A 26,208-nucleotide genomic window follows, 5' to 3' on the forward strand; every position below is an offset into this window, starting at 1 on the left:
GTCCTTAACTCCTCCGGAGATTTTTTTTTGTAGCCATTTTATATGTTTTTTAGGGTTTAATAAAAACAAAATTACTAAAACGGTGAATGGGAAAAGCTACCGGAGGTTTAGTTCAACATCGTATTGGCAATAGGCGGGCTGAACGGCTTCGTATCAACGGAAGTGCAAAATTCAACTTCTGTTCTTCGATTAAAGTTCAGTGCTAAAAATCCCGCCCATCGCCAATACGCGGCCCGTTGTGCGCAATTCTAACCAAAGTTTCGCGATAAAGAAATGAAACATATTCCCACACTTTTTATTTTTCTATTTTTTATTTTTTGCTCTAAAAAGGAGTCCGATAAAGAAAAAGAAAACGTTCAAATTCCATACATTGAACTACACGCAGCCGATACTTTAAAAGAAAGAAATTACATCACAGTTTTCGACGATGTTTCAGAGAAGAATACAAAATTGACAAAGGAAGAATTAGAAATTGTTGACCGTAATCTTATTATTGGAGTTGAAAAATATAATAACGACCTAAAAACAAAGCTGAATGAATTGAATAACGATGATAAAACAATTACTTGGAATTACGAAGATGAAAAAATAGATTTGAGATATTATTATCGACAATATTTTGTAGTAAATGAGAAAAACGGAGACAAAATCGTAAAGGTTTTTTGCTTTTGTAATTATAGTGATGATGGTTGGAGAAAATACCGGATGAGTGTTTTTGATGGTGGCGATTGCTATCTGAGAGCTGAAATTAATATAACCCAAAATAAGATTTCCTATTTTAGAACGCACGGAATGGCTTAAATAAGAACTGCGTACAACATGCTATTTCTATTAGCGGGGTTGAAGTTTACATCATGAAGATTTTCGCTAGTTGTTCTTTTTGTTATATTTACAAAAACCAGTTTTCATAATCCCCGCCAACAGAAATACCCAACCGTTAGCGGTCAGGCTATTAAAGGCAATGAAAATAAATCTATGAAAGATAATACAATTAATTTTAAACGAATATTTATTTTTTTAGTAATAGCTATTTCACTTTCCAATATATTTAGATTTGACATTTTTGGAACAAAAGAAATTTTGGAAATATTACCAACTTGGATTTATTTACTTTCTGTTATATTGCTTGAAGGAAGTGGGGTTTTTATAGGAGCTTTAATCGCCATTTACTTACTTCGTAAAAAACAGAAAACTGAAATTTCATTTTTTGGAACATCAAAAAGAAAAGGTCTGTTAATGTCCTTTATTCCAATAATATTATTGGCAATTATCGGAGTAAAGAATGAATACGGTGTAAATGTAAATTTGTACGGCTTAATTGTTGTCTTGGGAAGTTTGATTTATTGCATTATGGAAGAGTTTGGCTGGCGTGGATATTTACAAGAAGAACTTAAAGACATTAAGCCTATAAAACGATATTTGCTAATAGGCTTCATATGGTACTTTTGGCATTTGTCTTTTCTGACAAAAGCGACTTTATCTGAAAATCTATTTTTTCTCGGTATCTTGTTATTTGGAAGTTGGGGAATTGGACAAGTTGCAGAATCGACTAAATCTATTTTGGCAAGTTCCTGTTTTCATTTAATAATCCAAATAATGATGTTTAATTCATTAATCAAAGATGGACTAGATGGAACACAAAAACTAATTATTTTAGGCGTTTCAATTTTTATATGGATAATTATTCTCGGAAGATGGAAAAAAGAAAATGAGTTGAAATTACTAAACGAAAAGCAAAGCCCGAACCGCTAACAAGCGTTTGGCAAAACTGGCGGTTTCGTACTTCGTATGAAACTTTTTCGTAAGTTTGAATTTCGTGCTTCGCTTGAAGTTTAGCGATAAAAGTCGCCACCTTCGCCAAGCGCCGAAACGTTATCTGCATTTTTGCCAATAAACCGTAAAACAATGAATATTAGTAAATTAACAAAGCAAATAATAACTAGAACGATATTTTTATTTTTTGCGATTTTTAGTTTAAATATTTATTCACAAGAAACTGAATATAATATAATTGGAAATTGGATATCTTCTGATTTTTGGAGTAATGAAAGTAAGACAACTTTCTCAAAAGATGGCTATATCTCAATGACAATAAATGGAGAACAAATTGACGGAAGAAATTTCATTATTCATGGCGGTCCAAATGATGGGCAGAAAGCAGAAATGAAATATCTAATTAACACTAAAACTAATCCAATACAAATTGACATAATTGCTTTAAAAGACAATGTTGAAAAAGGGAGAATTCTTGGAATAATAATTCCTGTACACCATACTAGATTTTTGATGCTGTTGAATTTTGAAGGAAAAAGACCTGAAACAATGAATGACGAAAATTACGAACAAACTTTAACCTTAAATAAAATTGAATAAAAAAACTGCAGATAATAACTAAGCTTTCGTTGGGCTTGAAAAGCCAACAATGAAAGCCCGTTGAACCCTTCGGCTTCGCTCAGGACAGGCTGCAGCTTCGGGGGCTTTTTCAGCATTATGGGTTTATCGACGAAGGATTTTAGAGATTTACAGGAGACTTTCAGAAAGGTCTCTTTTTTTGTGGGCAATATTGGTATTTTTTATTGGTTTTATCGTGTTTTCCTTCACTTTCGGGCATAAAATCCCTTACCAAAATGCTAGATTTTTGGCTTTTCGAAGTTTTGGCTCATCTCCAAAAACCAAAGGGGCGGACCGCGCAAATCGAACGTTGCAACCGTTACCAAATTCCCAACTCTGCAACAACTACATTTCGGCTGAAAAGCTTTGGGTGCAAGTTTACCATGGGCTGAATGCCTAAATTCTGTTGCAGATTTCGTTTCCACGTGCTGCTGAGAAAACCATAATGACGGATTTTTACAAATCTTTTCGGCAAAATATGCATCGCAAAACGGCGGATAAACTCCTCATGGCTCAAAACCATCTGCTTTTTGATGCCTTTCTGGCGGTAATCTTTGTAATCGAACGTTACATTTTCAGCATCAATTTCCTGATTCTCCGGTTACTGATCGCGATTCTGTGCGTGTATCGCCCCAAATATTCCACCACAGATTTCGGGCTCCCAAAAGGCTTTTTAGCGAAGGTTTAGTTCAACATGGGTAACCGTTGCGCAACCTCCATTTTCAAGAATCAAAGATAAAAAACGACCTCTTTGGAAACGATTTTCGGGAGGTTCATTTTTTAAGTGAATCTCAAAATCCTAAAATTGGGATGGCTTAAAAAAGTGTTTTTAAAGTCGTTAAAAAGAGTTTTGAGGAAAGTGTGTATTTTCTCTTGTTGTAATTTTAGAAATAATTATATTTTGGATTTGGTTCGTTATTATTATTTGCCAAAATTATATTCAAATCCTGATTTGAACCAATAAAACTAATATTATTGCAAGTGACATAGAACTGCAAAATGATAAAATTCTTCTAAAAAGTAGAGATGAGGAATACCTAATTGAATATGATATAATAAATGGAATTGAAGGAAAAAACTTCAAATTAAAAAGAAATTTAATTAGTCACAAAAAGTCCCTAGTAGCATCTGAAAAGTTTATTCACCAGGATGCCAGTTAATCAATTTTTATTACATTTGCCATAGCTGATATTATGAAGAACACTAAGAGAAACACTGCCGTTCAAGTGCCTGAACAAAGCAGAATACTTTCGAAGCCGCGTATTTTTTTCGGAATTTTATTTATCGTCACCGCTGTGGTGATGGCACTGTCTTTCGCTTCCTATCTCAAGAACTGGAAAGCCGATCAGAGCCAGGCCGGAACCATGTTGGACAAAACAGTAAAATCGTCCAATATTTTTGGGAAAGTGGGTGACTGGCTGGGGAAAATTTTTATTTTCGACAGCATTGGTGTAGCAGCTTTTCTCGTGGCGTTTCTTATTTTCGTTTTCGGACTGCTGATTCTCAAAAAAAAATATTTCAAACCCTGGAAAACCATCGGTCATTCTCTGTTTTTCATTTGCTGGCTGCCTGTTTTTTTAGGAGCCGTAACCCAAGGCAGCGGAACATTAAGCGGTGTTTATGGTTTCCAGATTGTTGATTTTCTGAATTCCGTCATCGGGCCTTTAGGATTGTGGACAGTCATTGTGGTAGGAATTGCTTTGTATTTCATTCTGGAATTCAATTTGAGGCCTTCCTCCATTCGTTCCGGCCTTCATCAGCTCAATGAGAATACCGTAGGAAGGGTGAAAGGAATGATGCCCGATTCAAGGGAAATCTTTGAAGCAGATGAAGAACTGAGTGATCCGAACAACGATTCTGAAATTTCCGTAAAAGCAACTACACCTATTATTTCAAAAGAAAAAAGTACTGAAAGCTTTTCCGAACCTGAAGGGAACTCTGACATTCAGCCTATTGTCACTCCCAATCTGACTTCTTTTGATGATAAATCCGAAGAAAAAACAACCGTGACGCTGACTCCTGAAACAACGCCGGAGAGTAGTTCAAAAACTGCAGAAGATGACTTCGATTTCAAAGTTGAAATTGCTCAGGAAGTGGATGAGCTGGATGATACCGAAAGGAAATCTGCCGAATTGGTGAAAGCTTACGGCCGGTACGACCATACATTGGAACTTGCCGGATTTCAAATGCCTACCGTCGATTTGTTGAAAGATTACGGAAATGAAGAAATCCATATCAACAAAGAAGAATTGGAGGAAAATAAAAATAAAATTGTCGGCCTTCTGAAAAATTTCAATGTCGGAATTGCCGAAATAAAAGCCACCATTGGCCCGACGGTAACGCTGTACGAAATTGTACCCGAAGCCGGAATCCGTGTTGCGGCGATTAAAAAACTGCAGGACGATATCGCTTTGAATCTTTCCGCATTAGGCATCAGAATTATTGCTCCGATGCCAGGGAAAGGGACGATTGGAATTGAAGTTCCCAGAAAAAACCCTACAATGGTTTCCATGAAAAGTGTGATTGCTTCTCAGAAATTTCAGAATTCTGACATGGATCTTCCTGTCGTATTCGGGAAAACCATTTCGAATGAAATCTTCATGGCCGATCTTGCCAAAATGCCGCACCTTCTGATGGCCGGAGCTACCGGACAGGGAAAATCGGTAGGAATTAATGCGATTCTGACCTCTCTGCTTTATAAAAAACATCCCAGCGAACTGAAATTCGTGATGGTGGATCCGAAAAAAGTGGAACTCACTTTATATTCCAAAATTGAAAGGCATTATCTGGCCAAACTTCCCGATACCGAAGACGCGATTATTACCGATACCCATAAAGTAATCACCACGCTCAACTCGCTGTGTGTGGAGATGGATATGCGCTACGAACTTCTGAAAAATGCTTTCTGCCGAACCATCAAAGAATATAACAAGAAGTTCAGCGAAAGAAAATTAAATCCTGAAAACGGGCACCGCTATCTTCCTTATATCGTATTGGTAGTGGACGAATTTGCTGATTTGATCATGACCGCAGGAAAAGAAATTGAACATCCTATTGCCCGGCTTGCACAACTGGCCAGAGCGGTTGGAATTCACCTTATTGTTGCTACGCAAAGACCTTCTGTGAACGTTATTACCGGAATGATTAAAGCTAATTTTCCAGCGCGTGCAGCGTTCCGCGTGATTTCGGGAATTGATTCCAGAACGATTTTAGATTCGCCGGGAGCAGATCAGCTGATCGGGAAAGGAGATATGCTTTATTTCAACGGAAATGAAATTCTGAGGCTTCAGTGCGCTTTTGTAGATACGCCAGAAGTGGAGAGAATTGTAGATTATATCGGTGCTCAGCGCGGATATTCAACGGCAATGATTCTTCCTGAGGTTTCTACTGAAGAAATGTCCGTTTCCACCGGAGGTTTTGATCCGAATGAAAAAGATGCTCTTTTTGAAGACGCAGCACGCATTGTGGTTTCCACGCAGCAAGGCTCCACTTCCATGCTTCAGCGACAGTTGAAATTGGGTTATAACAGAGCGGGAAGAATTATGGATCAACTGGAAGCCAGCGGAATTGTGGGAAGTTTCAACGGAGCCAAAGCCCGAGAAGTTCAGATTTCAGACCTCAGTTCATTAGAGCAGTTTCTGGAGAATCTTCGGAATAAATAATCACCCTAAAATCTCCGGCATACACTGTTTTTTCAGGAAAACGGAACACTTTTTGAAAAGAATGTGGCGATAGAAAACGGAAGGGTGCTTTAACATCAAAGGTTCTGATCTATCTAATCAACAAAATATTGAAAATGAAGAAAATGTTATCGAGACTGGTGGTTGTTACTATGATTGCAGGTGCAGCGAGTTTTAGTTTTGCACAAAAAATTGATGCGAAATCCAAACAGATTTTAGATGCTGTCACCAATAATTACAAATCCAAACAGAATACGTATTTCAAATTTACTTTCGGGTCCGGCCCGAATGGAAAAGTGACGAAAACTGAAACAGGAATTTATTACGCTGCAGGTGACCGTTATAAATTGAAAATAATGGAAACTGAACAGATTTTTGACGGAAATAAAATATACAATATCAATACGGAAGATATGGAAGTAACCATCGCCAAACCGAATGCTACGGACGCCATGTTTTCTCCCATCAATTATCTCACTTCTTACCGTAAAGATTATCATGTGAGTTATGAAGGCAAAAGACATGTAAATGGTGTGAATACGGACTTTATAAAACTAACTCCAGTGAAAAACAATGGCCTGAAACATGTTTATCTTTTTGTAGATTCTGCCAAAAAGCAAATGGTAAAACTGGAACAACACGGCAATAATAAAGATATTTCTGTCATTGCCATCAGGGAATATCGGGAAAACCAAAAGCTGAATCCTGATATGTTTACCTTCAACAAAGCGAATTTTAGGGATTATATCGTTACAGAACTGTAAGGTTTTCATCCGATTTTGATTAATTCTTTTAAAGAAAATAACTTATAAAACAAAAAGCCACGAAGCTGTTTACTTTGTGGCTTTTTCTTAATTTTGGGCCATGATAAAAATTATCGACCGGTATATTATAAAAACCTTTTTTGGCCCGTTCCTTTTTATTTTCAGTGTGCTGTTTTTCATCTTCATTGTGAATATTGTATGGATACAGCTGGGCCAGTTTATGGGAAAAGGGCTTACGTACTGGGAAATAATTAAACTGCTATTTTATTTTGGGGTCAGTGTCATCAGTCTGGTGATGCCACTTACCATTCTTTTATCCTCCATTATGACTTTCGGCGAGTTTGGCGAACGCTACGAATTGGCTGCGTTGAAAGCTGCCGGTGTTTCGCTCACCCGCGTTATGGCGCCACTTTTTGTCGTTTCTGTCATTCTTTCTGTTATTTTATTTCTTTTTCAGAACAACATTATGCCCGATTTCCAGCGGAAAGCTAAAAACATGATGTATAATATCGCGCAAACTAGGCCTGCGCTGAATTTTACAGAAGGACAATTTATTGATCAGATTCCGGGATATTTAGTGAAATTTGATAAAATATCGGGTGAAAACGGAGAGAATCTCGAAGGAGTGTACATTCACAGAAAAGCCAATTCTTATCAGGATCAGCAATCCATTCGCGCAGAAAAAGGAAAACTGATGCCTTCTCCGGAAAACAGAAATTATCTTCGGCTGGTCCTTTTTAACGGATATGTGTTTGAAGAAAATATTTATGGAAAGGGATTCATAGAAAGGCATAAACAACCGGATCAAGCTATAAAATTCGATACCCTCGTTTCGCATTTTGACATCAGTGAAATCATTAACAAAGCTATTGAAGAGGAAAGAATTACCGACGATTATCGTTTTCAAACTTACGGCCAACTTTCAAAATCGCTTGTAGAAACTAGGAAATCCAACACCAAAACTTTTGAATACATCAATAATGATTTAATGAGCCAGGTAAATCCTTACCTGAACAGTTCGGAGAAAGTATTAAATATTTCCATTGAAAGAATGCCTGTAAAACCTGCTGAACCAGAACCAGACAGTTTAACGAAAGAGAAGAAATTGGAACAATTGTATGGAGCTTACAGTAAAATAGAAACATTGAAAACTACTATTCAGAACCGGGAAGCCGAAATAAATCCTGCTATCAAAAACTTCAGCCGAATGGCGATGTATCAACAGAGAATTATCGCATACTCCGTTACCTGTATTATTTTTTTCCTCATTGGTGCCAGTCTGGGCTCTATTATCAGGAAAGGTGGCCTTGGCCTTCCTGTCGTGATTGCGATTGTCATTTTTATTGTATTTTATGTACTGAATCTTTCCATGGAAAATTTGGCCTGGGACGGAACATTAAATCCGTTTCTGGCAGCGTGGCTTCCCAATATCATTCTGACACCGTTCGGAATCTGGATGACGTATAAAGCGCTAACCGATTCACAACTGTTTGATGCAGAACGTTATAAAGCTTTGATAAAGCCCATCACTCAAAGATTTTCCCGAAAAAAAGAACATCAGCGCTATCAGTAATATTCGCAGTTATGTAACCAAAGTAGCAGTTTATGCTGTAGAATAGTTTCAATTTTGTCCCGTTAAATTTTAAAAATTAAAAAAATGATCTTCAATCTTTTTAAAAATCTTTTTGTATCCGGGAGTAACAATGAACTCGCTGAAATCGTGAAAAACGGGAGCTTTCTTGTAGATGTGCGTACACCGGGAGAATTCTCTTCCGGATCGGTGAAAAATGCAGTCAATATTCCTCTGAATACCATCAATCAGAATCTGAAAAAATTTGCCGGAAAAGAAAACATTGTGGTTTTCTGCCAGAGTGGCGGACGCAGCGGACTAGCCAAAAGGATTCTGGAACAGAACGGAATTACGTCTGTAACCAATGCCGGCGGACTGCAGAATGTACGTCAGTTATTAGGCCAATAAAATCTATTATTTTCTAACCAGTTTCAAATTAAATCAACTTTACCAGAGTTGATCGCTCTGGCAAAGTTGATTCTTTATTCTCCTTTTATCATGGTTAAGAGCATTTTAAAACGCTCTGTTGCTTTCAATGAATGCGGAATATTAGCGGGCATAATAATGGATTGTCCCCTTGTAAGGTGAAATATTTCTCCACCGATATTAATTTCGGTTTCACCGTCCAGAATTTGAGCAAAAGCATCGAATGGGGTAGTGTGTTCAGAAAGTCCCTGTCCTTTATCGAATGAAAAAAGGGTAATATTTCCACCTTTGTTTTTTGTTACCTGCTTGCTGACGACGCCTCCGCCTGCGTAATCAATTGCATCTTCGAGGGAGAAAGCGGTTTTTTTGTCAAATGTTGCCATATTATTTTGTTTATGATTTGTTTAATTTATTTAAAGAACTCAAATTTTATATCTTTCGACATAAAATGAATGCCTTTATAATCGGTTACCGCTTTTATCTGATGTTTCACCATTGGCGGAATTACAATGGCTTGGCCGGGTTTCAGGATAATTTCCTCACCATCCATTTTCATTAAACATTTGCCTTCAAAAATAAAAAGAACCGATTCTAAATTTGCATGATGACTCGGCATCCATTCTCCTGCTTTCGCCGCCATTTGTTTCGCTGCATATTTCGTTCCTATAGCAAGTTCAGTCACGGTTGGGATTACTGTTTTTTCCATTTTAAAACATTTTATTTTTAAGAATCTGTTTCTATTTAATTGTTGTCTACTTACTTTTTAAGTTTTTCCTTTTTATCCATTTGTATCCTTCAAACCATAAAACGGAGATCGCAGCAATTAAAAATGCAAAGCTTAATTCCTGAAAATTCAGTCCGGTAACTTGAAAGAAATCTGCAAAAAGCGGAATATACAGAATGGCGAAAAGCAGTACTAAAGTCGTCCCAATAATGATGGGAAACAGGTTGTTTTTATATTTGAAACTTTCAAAAATACTATAAACAAAAGAACGGTTCACCAAACTTAGCAAGATATTGGCAAAAACCAAAGTGGTGAAAACCATTGCTCTGGTGGTCCCTTCATCGCCTCCGTTTTGGACGGTCAATTGATAAGCTACTAAAACACCCAAAGTGATCAGAAGTCCCTGAACGATGCTGATGCTCAATTCTTTCCAGTTCAGGAATGTTTCGGTCATCTTTCGTGGATTTCTCTGCATTGTATTTTTTTCCATCGGCTCATTTTCATAGACAATCGAACAGGTTGGCCCCATGATTAATTCCAGGAAAATCACATGAACAGGCGTGAAAACATGCGGATAAATCCACCCCAAAAATAAAGGCAATGAAACGGTGAGAATAATCGGAATATGAATGGAAATAATGTATTGTATGGCTTTCTTGATGTTGGCATAAATTCTTCGTCCTGCCGCAATTCCGACCACCAATTTTCCTAAATCGTCATCGGTAATCACTAGTGAAGCGGCTGCTTTAGCGATTTCCGTTCCTTTGTGTCCCATTGCGACACCAATATGAGCGGCTTTCAGCGCAGGTGCATCGTTGACGCCATCACCCAGCATGGCGACCACTTCTTCATCTTTTTTGAATGCGTTGACCATTCTTAATTTTGCTTCGGGGAACATCCGCGTAAACAAGGTCGTTTTTCTTGAAAGTTCTATTAATTCCTGTTCAGTGTGATGGACAATTTCTGCGCCGTTTACTGCTGGACTTTCATTGATAATTCCCGCTTGTTGTGCTATTGCCTTCGTCGTATCCGCATTATCTCCGGTAATGATTTTGACCTTAATTCCGGCATCATAAAGATGTTGAAACACCTCCTGAATTCCTTTTTTTGGCGGATCATAAAACACGGTAAATCCTAAAAATTCAAAACTGAAATCCTGTTGTTTTTCAGGGAAATTATTCCCTTTAAAATCAGCTTTAGCAACGCCTAACACGCGATAACCCTGCTTTCCGACTTCTTTTATGTGTTGATGCAATTTATCTTTCTCCTTTTTTGAAATATTAGAAACTGTAAGAATCGCTTCTGGTGCTCCTTTGGCAGCAATAATTCTTTGGCCGGAGGAATTTTCAAAAAGATGCGTCATCATAGGTGGTTTTCCTTCCAGTGGATATTCATGAAACATCTGGAAATCTTTACGTAAATCTTTGGTTTGCGTTTGTTGATATATGCGGTGCAATGTGGTTTCCATCGGATCAAAAGGAACCGGTTCGCTGCTCCACATTGCAAACTGAATCAGTTCCGAAAGTGCATGATCATCAAACTGATGGCTTTCATAAAATTTATTTGTCCGATAATCATAAAGTGACTTCAGTTGCATGGAATTTTCAGTAATCGTTCCGGTTTTATCAGTGCAAATCACGGTGGTGCTCCCCAAAGTTTCCACTACGCTGCTTCGTTTCACGATGATGCCTTCGCGCATCAGTTTCCACGCGCCTAATGCCATAAAAGTGGTGAATGCAACGGGAATTTCTTCAGGTAAAATAGACATTGCCAGGGTTAATCCCACCAATAGACTTTCAATGAGATCGCCGGATTGCCAATAACTATAACTCCAAACCAAAAGGAAAACCGCAATTCCTATCACTGCCATCCATTTGACGAACTTGGTGATCTGTGTTTGTAAAGGGGAGCGCTCTTCCCGAATGTTTTGAATAGATGCTCCTATCTTTCCCAACTGAGTTTCGTTTCCAATTTTTTCAACTTCAAAAACTGCCAAACCGGAAACCACCAAAGTTCCACTGTACACATTTCGGTCGTCTGACTCCAGACTTTTAAAAACTGAAAAACTTTCTCCGGTAAGCGAAGCTTCATTCACCGAAAAATCGTTGCTGTGTACGATTTTCCCATCAGCATTGATCATTTTGCCTTCTTCGATAATGCATAAATCCCCAACGGCTATTTCGTGGGTAGGAATTTGAATAACTTTAGAATTCCTGATGACGGTACTTAACGGTTCGTTCAGTTTTTCTAATGCTTCCAAAGCCATTTTACTCCGATTATCCTGATAAAAGGAAATTCCGGAAACGGCGATGATGGCTCCTAACATAAACATCGCTTCGGAATAATTTCCAACGATGACATAAATAACAGAAACCGCAATGAGTAAAAGCAACATAGGTTCTTTCAAGATGTCCAAAAGCATCAGATACCATGCGTTTTTTTTATTATTTCCTGCCTGATTATAGCCATATTTCTCTCGTGAATTTTTCAATTCCTGTTCTGAAAGTCCAGTAAGATGTTCGGGAATGTTGTGAGAAGCCATTGTTAATTGTCGTATTACATCAAAGTTAAGCAATATCCCAATACTGAACCCATCAAGATGATGAGGATAGAATTCACTTTTCTAAAACCAAAAGTCAAAATGAGACTTACTATTGCGATAACCACTGTTCGCCAATCGGTAATTACTTCTTGTCCCATTATAATACAAACCGAAAAGATGAGTGCCACTGAAGCGATATTGACCGCATCTAAAAAACTGGAAAACAATTTTGAGTTTCGCATGAATTTAAGAAGAGGATTTAAGAGAGCGACAAACACAAAAGACGGCAGAAAAACCGCAAAAGTAGAAATCACTGCACCCCAAAATCCGTTGATTTGATAGCCGATAAATGTGACCGAAGACGTAACCGGGCCGGGCGTGAATTGTCCAACCGCAATGGCATCAATCAGTTGTTGATGGCTTAAAATTCCTGTGGCAACAAGTTCTGTATCCAGAAAAGCAAACAAAACATACCCGCTTCCGTAGAGTACAGCACCTATTTTCAAGAAAATCCAAAACAAATTCATGTTGGTAACGGTAGCTGTTGTGGCAAGCGGAACCGATATCATGGCCAACGGAAAAATACTGTTCAGTGTTTTCCTTTCCCGAATGGTGACATACAACATGAAGAGCAATCCGGCACCAAACATGAGCAGGATTTCATTCAGCACAAAAAAGGAAAGTATCAGCACCGACATTCCGACAAAAGCCAGTTCTTTAGATTTCAAAGATTTTTTGCCCAACGGATAAACGGCCGCCAAAATAATTGCAATAATCGCAGGTTTTATCCCATAAACAAAAGGCCCGACCTGAGGAAGCTGTCCGTAGAGTTTGTATAAATAAGCGAGAATTCCCGTGATGAATACTGCGGGCAGAATAAAACAGCTTCCGGCAATCAACATCCCTTTCCAGCCTCCTTTTTCTTTGCCGATGTGTATCGCCAGTTCAGTACTGTTGGGGCCAGGAATCAGGTTGGTAGCTCCCATCAGATCGAGAAATTGCTGTTCGGAAAGCCAGTTTCTTTTTACAACAAATTCTTCCCGCATCATTGCCGTGTGCGCAGCTGGTCCGCCAAACGCTGTGAAACCTAACTTAAGAAAGATTTTAGCGATTTCTTTGTTATTGATTTTCTCCAACATTCATTTGCTCTAATGTTATCGACATTTTTTATTGATTCCAAAAATATAAATATTCTGTAAACCAAATTAATAAAAGGAAAGCAGAACGGTAATTAAGCAGGTACAAGTACATTCTACTAGGATAGTACCCAACTTTTCTTTCATTCCTCTTAATAAAGATTATTCTCCACCGATCATTTTGGAGGAAATTCCTTTTTTGGCACTCAATTCGGCCCATAAAATTCCACCTAAGTGTAATAAAATGAAAATGGGGAACCAATAAACCGCCCATTTGTGAACTGCTTCCGCAGTTTCTTTATAAGTGCCGTCGCCGAATTTCAAATAGAACCCTGTAATGATGGAAATCGCGATGAACAGATAAAATATTACATACAACATTCCTTGAAGCCTTTCTTTTATGGATTGACTCTGTTTGAAAGGGGAAGGAAATTTAATTCCTCTTGCCAGCATATAGGTAATTCTTGCCAAAAATGCGAAAAGCAACGCAAAAGCAGCGTATTCATGCCATTGCCACATCGGTGCCTGTATGCTTCTTGCAATAGGAATCAGCTGTTCTCTTTCAATGGTTACATTTTGCTTATTTAATGTGGTCTCCACTGCAGTTAAAAGCGCTTTTTTGCTCATCCAAAAGGCTCGTAAAAACCCGGTGATAAACAGGACAGTCATCAAAACAGCAACCAATGCGTGTAAAATACGATGGGTTACGGTGAACTTCGTTTTGTCATTTGTTTTCATATTATTCTTCTGATTCGTTCTTTAAAGCCATCAACAGGACATAAGCGCCTTTGATAACAAAATTTTTATTTTTCAATGCGTCGGAATTGAGGATTTCGGTATATCCGTTTTCTGAATCGCCGATTTGCACTTCCATTTTTTCGAAATGTCTGTCGCCTTTTTCTACAAATACATACTGTTTGTTTTCAAAGCGAACAATGGCATCGCTGGGCAATGCATTTGTCTGGTTCGTAGAGAGTTCTATATCAGCATTCATAAACATTCCGGGTAATAAAGTTCTGTCGGGTTCTTTAAAACGGCAATGGACTTCCGCCGAATTTTGTCCAGAGATATTTTGATTGATAAGTACAATTTCCAAAAGATGCTTTTTCTCCGGATTGGCGTTGGTGTAGGCAAAAACTTTTTGTCCGATTGCCAGCTTGTTAACGTCCTTTTCAAACACCGTCAATGCTAAATGAATATTGGCCGGATTTATCAGCTCAAAAAGAACATCACTCGGATTGACATATTTCCCGACATTCACATGCACCGCCGAAACATAGCCTGAAATAGGCGAAAAAACGGAAATACTTTTGGTAATATTTCTGGTGCTGATATTATCGGGATTAAGGCCAATCAGTTTCAGTTTTTCTTCCAAAGACCTTTTCAGAACTTGCTGCGTTTGATAATTTGCTCTTGCCTGTTCAAACAATTTATCGCTGGTGGCTTTGCTTTGGTTCAGCTCTCTTTGACGGTTATATTCACTCTGGGCTAATGTTAAATTTGCCTTTGAAGTCAGGTAATCCTGTTGCAGCTGAATGTATTGTATATCTTCTATCACGGCAATCACCTGTCCTCTGTTGACCTGCATTCCGGGAATCAATCTGGTTGATTTCAAATAACCACCCATAGGAATGCTGACAGTAACCATGCCTTGCGGCGGAACCTCTATTTTACCGTTCAATTTCAAAACAGGCGAGATCATTTGGGTAGTCAACTTTCCGATTTCTATACCAGCATTTTTATACTGTTCATTAGTGAGAATCAGGTTGTTCTCCGGTAATTGCTTTACCGTTTCTACTTTCTTTTCCTCGTTTTTGTTGCCACACGAAAGAAGCAATAGGGCTATGTTTATGATTAAAACTATAATTTTCATCGTATTATTTTTTATTATTGTAAAAATTGAGCTCTGTAACTGCTTGATTTCTATCGCTAACCGCCTGAATATAATCACTTTGAATGACAATCACCTGATTGATGAGAAGCACCCATTCCAAATAATTAATCTCGCCGTTCAGAAACTGAATATTGGCCGTTTTCGTAATTTTTTCAGCATTTTGTAAAGCGGTATTTTCATAGAAATAGACCGCATCCGAATATTTCTGATACGTTAAAAAAGCAGATCGGTATTCTTTTTCAAATTGCTGTAACTTCGCTTCATATTCATTCATCGCAAGACTTTCATTGATTTTTGAAGCATTGATTTTGGCTTTTTGGCCGCCTGTGAAAATCGGTATTCCCAAACCTACCTGAACCGAATGAAATTGCGGGGTCGCATCGTACATTTTATCATTGGCATTCACGCCCCGCATTCCCATAATATTGTAGGCCAGAGAAATGTCCGGTAATAATTTTGATTTTTCCAAACGGGTGTTGGCTTCGGCAATTTCCTTTCGGTGGAACCACCATTTCATTTCAGGATGCGAAATGAGCACATTCGTGTCCGGATTCAGAATTACATCATGAAACGCCTCAGCAGCAGGCGAAAATTCGGTATCGGTATTTAACAATAATTGAAAATGCAAATGCAGTATTGCGATGTCCTGTTCCAGCTGCTGAAGTTGCAAAGCAATTTGCCCACGTTGATTCTCGGCTGTCGTTTTTTCCAAAATATTGCTTTCTCCGGCTTTAAAACGAAGGGTAGCTTTCTGTAAAAATTCCGAAAACAATGCGTCGGTTTTTTGTAATAATTCCTTTTTTTGATGGAAATAAACCAGTTTATAAAAAACCTGAGAAACCTGTTTTACAAGCTGAGCTTCCTGCACGTTGACATTCAAAACACTGCTTTTCCATTCTTCATTCAAGAGTTCTTTTTGTCGGGTATAAACTTTCGGAAAACTTATGGTTTGTGACATTCCGATTCGGGTGTCGTTATAAACGCTGTTGATCTGCCCGTATTCACCCAAAAGTTCAGTGGCAGGAATCATTTTTCCGCTTTTGATGAGTTGCTGTTGGTATTCACTTCGCAACCTTTCATTTTTTACTGTGCGATTATTCAACAAAGCAGTATCGATAGCTTCCTGCAGCGAAATAGGGGTTTGCGCGTTTACAGAAAAGAAAATAAAGAATAAGCAACTGGAAATAAAAAATTTGAATTGAATGTTGAACGTTGTTACTTGTCTCTCTTTATATGGTGTTTCTCTAAAATTATAGGAAATCATTTTTTTATTTTTTAGGTTAATAATTAAAAATCTCACAATTGCTCACTGTTCATTTTTTCTTCCTTTATTATTTTCGTTCTGTGTGTAAGCATGTATAAAATAGGTAACACAAAAAGGGTTAAGAAAGTTGCTACCAACAATCCGCCAATCACCACTGTCGCCAGCGGCCTTTGAACTTCAGCACCTTCTCCCTGGCTGAGTGCCATTGGCAAAAATCCGAGAGAAGCTACGAAAGCAGTCATCAACACCGGCCGTAAACGGGTTTTTGTTCCCATAATCACGATGCGTTTCAAGCTCGTATAGCCGGATTTATTCAGTCGGTTAAATTCGGCCAAAAGAACTATTCCGTTCAAAACTGCCACACCAAACAGCGCAATAAAACCAATTCCCGCACTCACACTGAACGAAATATCCCGAATATACAAGGCGAATATTCCACCGATAGCCGAAAGAGGAATCGTGGTGTAGATTAGTAAACCTTGTTTCACAGAACCAAACGCAAAATACAGCAACAGAAAAATAAGTGAGAGTGCCAAAGGAACGGCAATATACAAGCGTTCTTTTGCGGCTTCCAGGTTCTCAAAAGCGCCGCCGTATGTGATATAGTAGCCAGGTGGTAGTTTAATTTGTTCTTCTACTTTTTGTTGTAATTCGTTTACTGTACTTTGGATATCCCTTCCCCGAACATTCAGCCCAACGATAATTCTGCGCCTTGAATTTTCCCGTTGAATCTGATTCGGACCTTCTACAATTTCGACTTTGGCCACAGTGCTCAACGGAATTTGGGTACCTTGAGGCGTGGCAATCAAAAGGTGTTGTACATCTTCTAAATTTTTTCGTTTGTCACCTGCCAAGCGAACCACCAAATCAAAACGTCTTTCGCCTTCGTACACCATTCCGCTGCTTTCTCCGGCAAAAGCGGTATTCACCACCCGATTGACATCGCTGATATTCAACCCGTATTGTGCTATCGCTGGACGATTGTATTCTATCACAATTTGCGGCATTCCGGTGACGGATTCTACATACACTGCTTCACTTCCTTCCACGGAATTGCTGATTTTTCCTAATTGAGCGGCATACGTTGCCAGTGTATCCAAATCATCCCCGAAGATTTTTAGCACTACATCCTGTCTTGCTCCTGAAATCAGTTCGTTAAAACGCATTGCAACCGGATATTGAAAACCAAAAGAAACTCCCGGTAAAACTTCCAGTTCTTTAGCAATTTTAGCTTCCAGTTCGGCATAGGTTTTAGCAGAAGTCCATTCCTTTCGGTGTTTCAGAATAATCATCATATCAGAAGCATCTACTGCCATCGGATCGGTTGGCACTTCACTGCTTCCGGTTTTACCAACAACTTTTTCTACTTCGGGGAATTTTTCAAGGATAATTTTTGACGCTTTGGAAACGGCTTCTACAGAAGTATTCAGATTGCTCCCCGGCAAAACCCGCGTATCTACTGCGAAATCGCCTTCGGGCAATGCCGGAATAAATTCGCCGCCTAACCTTGTCAGTACAAAAATTGCCGCTACAAACACCGCTAAAACTGATAGCAGAACCGCTTTTTGAGAGCGCAGTACTTTTGTTAAATATTTCTGATAAAAGCGCTCTAAACGAACCATCATTTTGTCTGAAAATGTTGGTTTATGGGAGATTTTTTTGCTTAAGACCAAAGTGCTCATCATCGGGATATAAGTCAATGAAAGGATGAATGCACCCAAAAGAGCAAAGACAACGGTCTGTGCCATTGGCATAAACATTTTTCCTTCAATTCCCCGTAATGTGAAAATGGGCAGGTAAACAATTAAAATAATAATCTGCCCGAAAACCGCACTGTTCATCATTCCTGATGCTGAAGTTTTCACTTCCCGATCCATCTCGGATTGGGAAAGTTTAGTGACGTTTCTAAAGGTCTTGCTGTGCGAAAGTTTGTGTAAAATAGATTCGACTATAATGACGGCTCCATCCACAATCAATCCAAAATCCAGTGCGCCTAAACTCATCAGATTTCCGCTTACGCCAAAGGTGTTCATCAGGATAATGGCGAAAAGCATAGAAAGCGGAATTACCGAAGCCACCAGTAAACCGGCTCTCAGGTTTCCGAGGAAAAGCACCAATACAAAAATGACGATTAAAGCACCTTCCATGAGATTAGTAGTCACGGTATCAATGGAATTATTGACCATTTTGGTACGGTCCAGAAAGGCGTCAATCATTACGCCTTCAGGCAAAGTTTTTTCGATTTGTGAAATTCTTTCTTTGATGTTTTTAATAACTTCATTGCTGTTTGCACCTTTCAACATCATTACCACAGCACCGGAAACTTCCTGTTCGCCATTGTAAGTCATTGCACCAAAACGGGGTGCACTTCCCAAACGAACCTCACTCACATCGCGAATCAGAAGCGGCAATCCGTTGGGTAAATTTTTGACCACGATATTTTCGATATCTTCCATACTGCCCACCAAGCCTTCGCTGCGGATAAACAAAATGGTAGGCCCTTTTTCGATATAGGAACCACCAGTATTCTGATTGTTTTTTTCCAGAGCACTGAAGACATCACCGATGGTGAGATTATACGCTAACAGTTTTTCGGGAACCACAGCGATTTCATATTGTTTCAGCAAACCGCCAAAACTGCTGACTTCGGCAACGCCTTTCACATCCAACAATTGTCTTCGGACGATCCAATCCTGAATAGTCCTAAGTTCCATGGCGTCGAATTTTCCTTCGTAACCTTTCTTAGGACGGACGGTATATTGATAAATTTCGCCTAAACCGGTGGTAACGGGAGCTAATACAGGCGTTCCAAAGCCTTTGGGAATCTGATTCTGCGCTTGTTGTAAACGTTCGGTAACCTGTTGTCTCGCCCAGTAAATATCGATATTGTCTTCGAAAACAATTGTCACCACCGATAAGCCGAAGCGTGAAAAACTTCGAAGTTCTAAAAGTCCGGGAATGTTGTTATTCACCTGTTCAATGGGAAAAGTGATGAGCCGTTCTACATCGGGTGCACCCAAAGCGGGAGCAACAGTTATCACTTGAACCTGATTGTTGGTAATATCTGGGACAGCATCAATGGGAAGGCGGTTGAGCTCATAGCTGCCATATCCTATTAAACCAAGCACGAATAACCCGATAATGAGTTTATTTTTAATAGAAAACTCAATGATTTTATTCAGCATTTTTATTTTAATTAATCATTAGAGATAGGTGTTGTAAGCAAAGCGATACATACACACGGTGATATGTCATTTACCTTTTTTGAAGATAAATGCTTAAAAATGATTAGCTAAAACGCGGCGGTTGCCAAATGTTTTTTAAGGAAGCGTTTGCGTAATTTTCCTGAGGACAGGCTGGAATTTTTAAAGTGGAAATGATTTTAGTTTGGCGGGAAATTTCTATGTAATTTTGAGGAATAATAGAAACCACCGAATAGAGATGTCCGTCTATGGTTTTAAAAGGCAGTTTATCATGATCACTATGGCTGTTTTTATGCTGATGATCTGCATTTCCCTGATAATGTTTTACGAGAAAATGGATGATAGAAGCATCCTGATCCTGTTCGGAATGTTCAATATAATGATGAATAAGAATTGGCAATTTCAACACCTCTCCGAAAGCGGTATGCGCATTCAGAAAAGTGAGAAGGAAGAATATTGCCCACAGTTTTTTCATTGTTTTAGTTTATTCTAAACATCTAAGTTAATGAATACAAGTCTTTTATTAAACTAAATTCTTGGGTAAAAATAAGATATTTGTCATCTTTTTAGTGACTTATTTTGTTATTTTTATGTTAAAATGAAAATTATGGTTTGCCTTTTTTATTAAATTGTCATTGAAAATATCCGGGTTTCCGGCTGATTTCGCATCATTCTCAAGTCGAACGTCATGGCCACATTCCGCGTGAACGCCCTTCCTTGTTCGGTAATCGTAATGGAGTTTTCTGATAGTTCTACCAATCCGTCATTTTCCATTTCCTTCAAAGCGCCCAAAGCAAGCGGAAGTTCAGGAAAAACGGTTTCGGAGTTCCAGGTCGTCCTTAATCGGCACATCAGATTAAGAATATGTTTCCGGATAATCAAATCTTCATTATTCAAAATATGTCCTTTGATAACGGGAATTTCTCCTTGTTCTACACGTTTTTGATACGCTTCCACCGTTTTTTCATTTTGGGCAAAAGCATACCAAGAATCGGAAATTGCACTCATTCCCAATCCCACCATCAGCTGAGTTTTGCTGGAAGTGTATCCCATGAAATTACGGTGAATTTTTCCGTTGATCATGGATTGATAAAGATCGTCATGTTCCAGCGCGAAATGATCCATCCCAACTTCCTTATATCCCAATTGCTCCAGAAGAACCTTGCCGTTTTCGTAAAGTTTGCGTTTTTCGTCTCCACTCGGAAGGTCATTTTCATCAAAACCGCGCTGCCCAACTCCTTTTATCCACGGAACGTGAGCGTAGGAATAAAAAGCCAAACGATCCGGCCTCAATTCCAATGTTTTACGGATTGTAAATTCCATTTTCTCCCAGGTATGGAAAGGCAACCCAAAAACGAGATCATGTGAAACACTGGTATAACCTATTTCACGAGCCCATCGTGTGACTTGTTCCACATTTTCAAAAGGCTGAATTCTGTTGATGGCTTTCTGAACCTGAGGATCGTAATCCTGAACGCCAAAACTGCATCTTCTGAATCCCAAATCGTAAAGAGTCTGAAGATGTTCCTTCGTCGTGTTGTTGGGATGTCCTTCAAAAGAAAATTCAGGATATTCAGCAATTTCTGATTTGGAAAAAATGCCTTCCAGAAGAATTTTAAGATTGGCTGGAGAGAAGAAAGTCGGTGTTCCGCCACCCAAATGCAATTCCTTTATTTTAGGTTTTTTTTCAAAAAGTTTCAGATAAAGATCCCATTCTTTCAGGACAGTTTCCAGATAGGGCGTTTCTACGGAATGTTGTTTGGTTATGCGTTTATGGCAGGCACAAAAAGTGCAGAGCTGTTCACAAAAAGGCAGGTGAATATAAAGGGAGATGCCTTCTTCATCATTACTTTCTTGAAATGATCTGATGACGGAATGCTTCCACTTTTCTGCAGAAAATCCGGATTCGTCCCAAAACGGCACCGTTGGATAAGAAGTATATCGCGGGCCGGGTATATTGTACTTGTTTACAAGTGATGAATTCATTTTACAAAATTACGAAATTATTTTCCTGTAAATCGTTACCTGCTGAATGCGATATATCATGAAAAATCCGCCTCTGCTGAAGCGGATTGTATTTTTGAAACAAATCTCTCAATAAGAAGTTTTTCGTTTAATTTAAGAATTTAACTTGCTGTTTTTCTTGCTGTAGACAAAATAAATCAAAACGCCCAATGCCATCCACGCCAATAGTCGCAGCCAGCTTTCTCCCGGCAATGATAGCATTAAACCAACACAGACCAAAACTCCCATAATGGGAACAAAAGGAACCCAAGGTGTACGGAAACCTCTCGGTGCATTAGGCTGGGTTTTCCTCATCACCAAAACGCCAATACTTACCAAAACGAAGGCTAATAATGTTCCGATGGAAACCATGTGGCCTAAATCTGAAATCGGCACAAAACCGGCAAAAAGACTTACAAAAAACAGAAAAAAGATATTGGTTTTCCAAGGTGTCCGGAATTTCGGATGAACTTCACCAAAGAATTTTGGAAGCAATCCGTCGCGGCTCATTGAATAAAAAACCCGGCTTTGTCCCATCAACATGACGAGAATTACCGATGTATATCCTGCCAGAATAGCGACAATAAGAGCGGTTTGAAGGAAACCATACGGTGTTTGTGCAAAGGCCGTGGCAGCAGGTTTCGCATCATTGGCAAACTCCTGATACGGCAAAAGGCCCGTCATCACGTGGGAGAAAAGAACATATAAAATAGTACAAATGACGAGTGATCCCAAAATCCCAATCGGCATTCCTTTTTGAGGATTTTTCGTTTCCTGTGCTGCAGTAGAAACTGCATCAAAACCAATGAACGCAAAGAACACCGTCGCTGCACCCATCGCAATTCCACTCCATCCGAATTTTCCAAATTCACCTTGATTTTCAGGGATATAAGGAATATGGTTATCAGGATTCATGTAAGCCCAACCTAACGCGATAAAAACAATGACTACTGCTACTTTCAAAATAACCAAAATATTGTTAATACCGGAAGATTCTCTCATTCCGCGGATCAAAACCAAAGAAAGCAGCGAAACGATAAACACTGCAGGAAGGTTGATAATTCCTCCTTCAATCACCGTTCCGTCGCCCAATCTCAGGGTTTCCCACGGAGAACAAATCAGCTCCGGAGGAAGATGAATTCCAAATTTATTTAATAATTCCAGAAAATATCTCGACCACGAAACGCCTACTGTTGCTGCACCAAGGGCGTATTCCAACACCAAATCCCAGCCGATAATCCATGCCATAAATTCTCCCATTGTTGCATAAGAATAGGTGTAGGCACTTCCGGCAACGGGAATCATGGAGGCAAATTCAGCATAACATAATCCAGCGAAAGCGCAACCTATAGCAGCGACAACGAAGGAAATTGTAACAGCAGGTCCTGCATGTTCTGCCGCTGCAATTCCGGTGAGAGAAAATAATCCAGCTCCAATAATCGCCCCGATACCTAATGCAATCAATGCTCCTGCTGACAAGGTTCTTTTTAATCCTTTCTCATCATCGCTTGCTTCGGCAATCAGTCTTTCATAAGATTTCGTTTTCCATAGATTTGACATAGCTTATCTTTTTATTAATTTCCAAAAATATAAAATTTAATAGGTTATTAACATTTTCAAACCATAAAAATGTGATTTATCTTTCACTTTCCTTGATAATCAACTGATTTTCATCCGTAATTAGAATGGAGTGTTTTACAGAGAGTCAATAATTGTGTTGTTAATTTTGTAACATATCAAAATTGTTTTTTTTATTAAATTGATAATCAGTATCTAATGATTAAGATATTGCATGAGAGTGGATTCACAAATTATCAAAGCAAAAACTGTTGGAAATTTAGGAAGTTCAATTAGACTACTGAAGATCTGATGAAATAAATTAAAAATTAAAGAACTGACCAGTTAAAAAATGATTTTTCAGATAAATTCTCAACAAATAATTCCATTACACATAAAAAAACCGTTCCCAACGAAACGGTTTTCAAAATAGTGCCCGGAACAGGACTCGAACCTGCAAGCCTTTCAGCACTCGCACCTGAAACGAGCGTGTCTACCAATTTCACCATCCGGGCATTGTGAGGTTGAAATTTAGAGTTGCAAATATAGGAAATCAGCGGAAACGGCAAACCATAACTGAAGTTTTTTTTAGTTCAATGCTGGATTATCCACCTTAAAGGCTGTATCTGAGCATTATTTTTTTATCGCTTGATAATTTCTTAATTTTGTGGAAGAAAATGAAAGACGAATCCCTCTTATCGTTGATCCAGCTGGCCAAGGAAAAAAACCAGAAAGCACAAACGCAACTGATCAACCTGTTCTGGGTGGATGTGTTCACTTTTGTGCTTCATAAGGTGAGGGATGAGAATGATGCAGATGAAATTACCGTCAGTGTTTTCTCGAAAATCCTCAATAAACTGGATTTGTATGATCCGGCTTTTCAGTTTAAAACCTGGATGCTCACCATTGCACAGAATACAGTAATTGATTTTTGGAGAAAGAAAAGCCGCGATAACGAAGATCCGACAGATGAAATTCACCATTTCAGAAATCAGTTCGCACAATCGCCGGAAGAGTTGATGATTTCGGAAGAAGAACAGGAGAAAATCCTTAAAATCATCGAAAGTATGGACACCAAAAATCAAGAGATTATCCGTCTTCGTTTTTTTGAGGAAAAAAGCATTAAAGAGATCGCAGAAGAAATGCAGCTGTCGGTTTCCAATACCAAAGTGCGCATTATGCGCGCCAAAAAATTACTTGCAGAACTTTTAAAAGAATAAAAACCGCTGTCTGCTGACAGTTTATCATATGGAAAACCCAACCTTAAGTACCGATACTGCCGTACAGAAACCCAAATGGATCCGCGTAAAACTTCCTACCGGAAAGAATTACCGCGAACTCCGCACTTTGGTAGATAAATATAAACTCAACACCATTTGCCAGAGCGGAAGTTGCCCGAATATGGGAGAATGTTGGGGTGAAGGTACAGCCACGTTTATGATTCTGGGAAATATCTGCACCCGAAGCTGCGGATTTTGTGGAGTGAAAACGGGAAAACCTCTGGAAGTGAATTGGGATGAGCCTGAAAAAGTGGCACGTTCCATTAAATTAATGAAAATAAAACATGCGGTACTCACTTCTGTGGATCGGGACGATTTGAAAGATATGGGATCAATCCTGTGGGCGGAAACTGTGAATGCCGTGCGCAGAATTTCTCCGGGAACGACGATGGAAACACTGATTCCCGATTTTCAGGGAATTCACAAACATCTGGACAGAATTCTGGAAGTAGCACCGGAAGTGATTTCTCACAATATGGAAACCGTAAAAAGGCTGACGCGTGAAGTGCGCATTCAGGCCAAATACGAACGGAGCCTGGAGGTGTTGCGTTATCTCAAAGAAGCGGGACAAAACCGCACCAAAACCGGAATTATGTTGGGACTGGGTGAAGAGAAATCGGAAGTTTTCCAGGCCATCGAAGATGTGAGGAATGCTAATGTGGACGTGATTACTTTAGGCCAGTATCTGCAGCCTACCAAAAAACACCTGCCTGTAAAAAGATTCGTTACCCCGGAAGAATTTGATGAATACGGTGCTTTTGCCAGAAGTCTTGGTTTCCGTCATGTGGAAAGTTCGCCTTTGGTGAGAAGTTCTTATCATGCTGAAAAACATATTCACTGATGACGCAGGGAAGCGGAGTTCTCCAATTCAGAAAATAATTTATCTTTATCCTTTCATTATAAAAACGAATAAAATATGAAATTCAAAACCCTCGCATTATTGGCGTTGCTTTCTTTGGGAGTCGTAAGCTGTAAAGAAAAAACAGTTTCAGATCAGGAAAACAGTGCCGTTACGCAAACCAAAAGCGGAAACCTCACAACGGATGAATTGAAAACAGAAATTAATGGCATTACCCATCGCTCTTACGCTGCGTATAATCCGGATCTGGAAGGGCCGCTTCCCGTGGTTTTCGTGCTTCCCGAATGGTGGGGACTGAATGATTATGTGAAAAACAGAGTTCATCAGCTAGCGGAATTAGGATATTATGCAGTAGGTGTAGATTATTACGGTGATCAGAAAGTGGTGGATACACCTGAAGAAGCTAAAAAACTGGCTTCACATTTTTACGAAATTCCGATTGATGCCCGAAGGATGTTTGATGCCGCAAAACATCAGGTGAGTCTGGTAGATAAGGCAGATTACAATAAAATGGCCATTATCGGTTATTGTTTCGGCGGAGCCCAGGCTCTGAATATGGGTCGTATTTCCGATGATTTCAAAGGCGTGGTGAGTTTTCACGGAAACTTGAGCACCGGAATTCGCGCCAAGAATAAATCGGTACAATATCTTGTGTTGAATGGCGCTGCCGATGAAATGGTATCTCAGGAAGAGATTGCTTCATTTAAAAAAGAAATGGATAGCGCAAAAATCAAATATACGTTCATCGATTATCCTGATGCCAAACATGCGTTCACCAACCCGAAAGCTACAGAAATCGGCAAAAAACACGGTCTGGATATTGCCTACAATAAAGAAGCTGACGAAAAATCCTGGAATGAAATGAAAAAATTCCTGGAGGAGATCTTCAAATAAACCGTAACAAAATAGAGAAA

19 protein-coding genes, 1 tRNA gene and 2 pseudogenes are annotated in these 26,208 nt (G+C 39.0%); 10 read left to right on the forward strand and 12 right to left on the reverse strand.

Annotated elements, in window-relative coordinates; translation table 11 throughout:
• The first annotated feature begins 273 nt into the window (after positions 1-273).
• From DQ356_RS09580 to DQ356_RS09590, 3 genes are all read left to right on the forward strand, one after another.
• Positions 274-801, forward strand: a complete 528-nt coding sequence (locus tag DQ356_RS09580; protein ID WP_114304279.1) for a hypothetical protein — start codon at positions 274-276, stop codon at positions 799-801.
• A gap of 174 nt (positions 802-975) precedes the next feature.
• On the forward strand, positions 976-1,752 hold the full coding sequence (locus tag DQ356_RS09585; RefSeq protein WP_114304280.1) for a CPBP family intramembrane glutamic endopeptidase: 777 nt from the start codon (positions 976-978) through the stop codon (positions 1,750-1,752).
• Positions 1,753-1,905: 153 nt separating this feature from the next.
• Positions 1,906-2,373: a hypothetical protein gene (locus DQ356_RS09590; RefSeq protein ID WP_114304281.1), complete on the forward strand. Its 468-nt coding sequence runs from the start codon at positions 1,906-1,908 to the stop codon at positions 2,371-2,373.
• 257 nt (positions 2,374-2,630) lie between these two features.
• Here DQ356_RS09590 and DQ356_RS09595 read toward each other — a convergent pair.
• A pseudogene (locus tag DQ356_RS09595) lies at positions 2,631-3,072 on the reverse strand (IS91 family transposase); the annotation flags it as partial.
• Positions 3,073-3,584: 512 nt separating this feature from the next.
• On the opposite strand from DQ356_RS09595, the gene DQ356_RS09600 reads away from it, so the two are divergent.
• From DQ356_RS09600 to DQ356_RS09615, 4 genes are all read left to right on the forward strand, one after another.
• Entirely contained in the window at positions 3,585-6,053 is a 2,469-nt protein-coding gene (locus tag DQ356_RS09600) for an FtsK/SpoIIIE family DNA translocase (protein ID WP_114304282.1), read from the forward strand.
• 134 nt (positions 6,054-6,187) lie between these two features.
• A complete protein-coding gene (locus DQ356_RS09605; protein WP_114304283.1) occupies positions 6,188-6,835 on the forward strand; it encodes a LolA family protein in 648 nt (215 codons plus the stop codon).
• 100 nt (positions 6,836-6,935) lie between these two features.
• On the forward strand, positions 6,936-8,408 hold the full coding sequence (locus DQ356_RS09610) for an LptF/LptG family permease (RefSeq protein WP_114304284.1): 1,473 nt from the start codon (positions 6,936-6,938) through the stop codon (positions 8,406-8,408).
• A gap of 84 nt (positions 8,409-8,492) precedes the next feature.
• Positions 8,493-8,813 (forward strand): rhodanese-like domain-containing protein, encoded by a 321-nt coding sequence (locus tag DQ356_RS09615; protein ID WP_228420711.1) that lies wholly within the window; start codon positions 8,493-8,495, stop codon positions 8,811-8,813.
• A gap of 74 nt (positions 8,814-8,887) precedes the next feature.
• Here the strand turns inward: DQ356_RS09615 and DQ356_RS09620 are convergent, their stop codons facing one another.
• The 11 genes and pseudogenes from DQ356_RS09620 to DQ356_RS09675 form a co-directional block, all read right to left on the reverse strand.
• On the reverse strand, positions 8,888-9,214 hold the full coding sequence (locus tag DQ356_RS09620; protein WP_114304285.1) for a cupin domain-containing protein: 327 nt from the start codon (positions 9,212-9,214) through the stop codon (positions 8,888-8,890).
• A 26-nt stretch (positions 9,215-9,240) separates the two neighbouring features.
• On the reverse strand, positions 9,241-9,537 hold the full coding sequence (locus tag DQ356_RS09625) for a cupin domain-containing protein (RefSeq protein WP_114304286.1): 297 nt from the start codon (positions 9,535-9,537) through the stop codon (positions 9,241-9,243).
• Positions 9,538-9,583: 46 nt separating this feature from the next.
• Positions 9,584-12,097: a cation-translocating P-type ATPase gene (locus tag DQ356_RS09630; RefSeq protein WP_114304287.1), complete on the reverse strand. Its 2,514-nt coding sequence runs from the start codon at positions 12,095-12,097 to the stop codon at positions 9,584-9,586.
• A 14-nt stretch (positions 12,098-12,111) separates the two neighbouring features.
• Entirely contained in the window at positions 12,112-13,236 is a 1,125-nt protein-coding gene (gene chrA / locus DQ356_RS09635; RefSeq protein ID WP_114304288.1) for a chromate efflux transporter, read from the reverse strand.
• Between the two features lie 159 nt (positions 13,237-13,395).
• Complete coding sequence (locus DQ356_RS09640) at positions 13,396-13,971, reverse strand: cytochrome b/b6 domain-containing protein (protein ID WP_114304289.1); 576 nt, start codon at positions 13,969-13,971, stop codon at positions 13,396-13,398.
• 1 nt (position 13,972) lies between these two features.
• Complete coding sequence (locus DQ356_RS09645) at positions 13,973-15,106, reverse strand: efflux RND transporter periplasmic adaptor subunit (RefSeq protein ID WP_114304290.1); 1,134 nt, start codon at positions 15,104-15,106, stop codon at positions 13,973-13,975.
• Between the two features lie 4 nt (positions 15,107-15,110).
• A pseudogene (locus DQ356_RS09655) lies at positions 15,111-19,576 on the reverse strand (CusA/CzcA family heavy metal efflux RND transporter).
• A 103-nt stretch (positions 19,577-19,679) separates the two neighbouring features.
• The gene (locus tag DQ356_RS09660; protein WP_114304293.1) at positions 19,680-20,069 is read right to left on the reverse strand and encodes a hypothetical protein; all 390 of its coding nucleotides are present in this window, start codon (positions 20,067-20,069) and stop codon (positions 19,680-19,682) included.
• A gap of 149 nt (positions 20,070-20,218) precedes the next feature.
• The gene (gene hemN, locus DQ356_RS09665) at positions 20,219-21,580 is read right to left on the reverse strand and encodes an oxygen-independent coproporphyrinogen III oxidase (RefSeq protein WP_114304294.1); all 1,362 of its coding nucleotides are present in this window, start codon (positions 21,578-21,580) and stop codon (positions 20,219-20,221) included.
• Positions 21,581-21,712: 132 nt separating this feature from the next.
• A complete protein-coding gene (locus DQ356_RS09670; RefSeq protein WP_114304295.1) occupies positions 21,713-23,158 on the reverse strand; it encodes an amino acid permease in 1,446 nt (481 codons plus the stop codon).
• A 430-nt stretch (positions 23,159-23,588) separates the two neighbouring features.
• Positions 23,589-23,670: transfer RNA gene (locus DQ356_RS09675), tRNA-Leu, on the reverse strand.
• A 162-nt stretch (positions 23,671-23,832) separates the two neighbouring features.
• Between DQ356_RS09675 and DQ356_RS09680 the strand changes: the two genes are divergently transcribed.
• From DQ356_RS09680 to DQ356_RS09690, 3 genes are all read left to right on the forward strand, one after another.
• The gene (locus tag DQ356_RS09680; RefSeq protein WP_114304296.1) at positions 23,833-24,375 is read left to right on the forward strand and encodes an RNA polymerase sigma factor; all 543 of its coding nucleotides are present in this window, start codon (positions 23,833-23,835) and stop codon (positions 24,373-24,375) included.
• Positions 24,376-24,403: 28 nt separating this feature from the next.
• Positions 24,404-25,276: a lipoyl synthase gene (gene lipA, locus DQ356_RS09685; RefSeq protein WP_114304297.1), complete on the forward strand. Its 873-nt coding sequence runs from the start codon at positions 24,404-24,406 to the stop codon at positions 25,274-25,276.
• Positions 25,277-25,351: 75 nt separating this feature from the next.
• Positions 25,352-26,188: a dienelactone hydrolase family protein gene (locus tag DQ356_RS09690; RefSeq protein WP_114304298.1), complete on the forward strand. Its 837-nt coding sequence runs from the start codon at positions 25,352-25,354 to the stop codon at positions 26,186-26,188.
• Positions 26,189-26,208 lie beyond the last annotated feature (20 nt).

Origin of the sequence: Chryseobacterium lacus (genome assembly GCF_003336205.1) — a bacterium.
Classification (GTDB): Bacteria; Bacteroidota; Bacteroidia; order Flavobacteriales; family Weeksellaceae; genus Chryseobacterium_A; species Chryseobacterium_A lacus.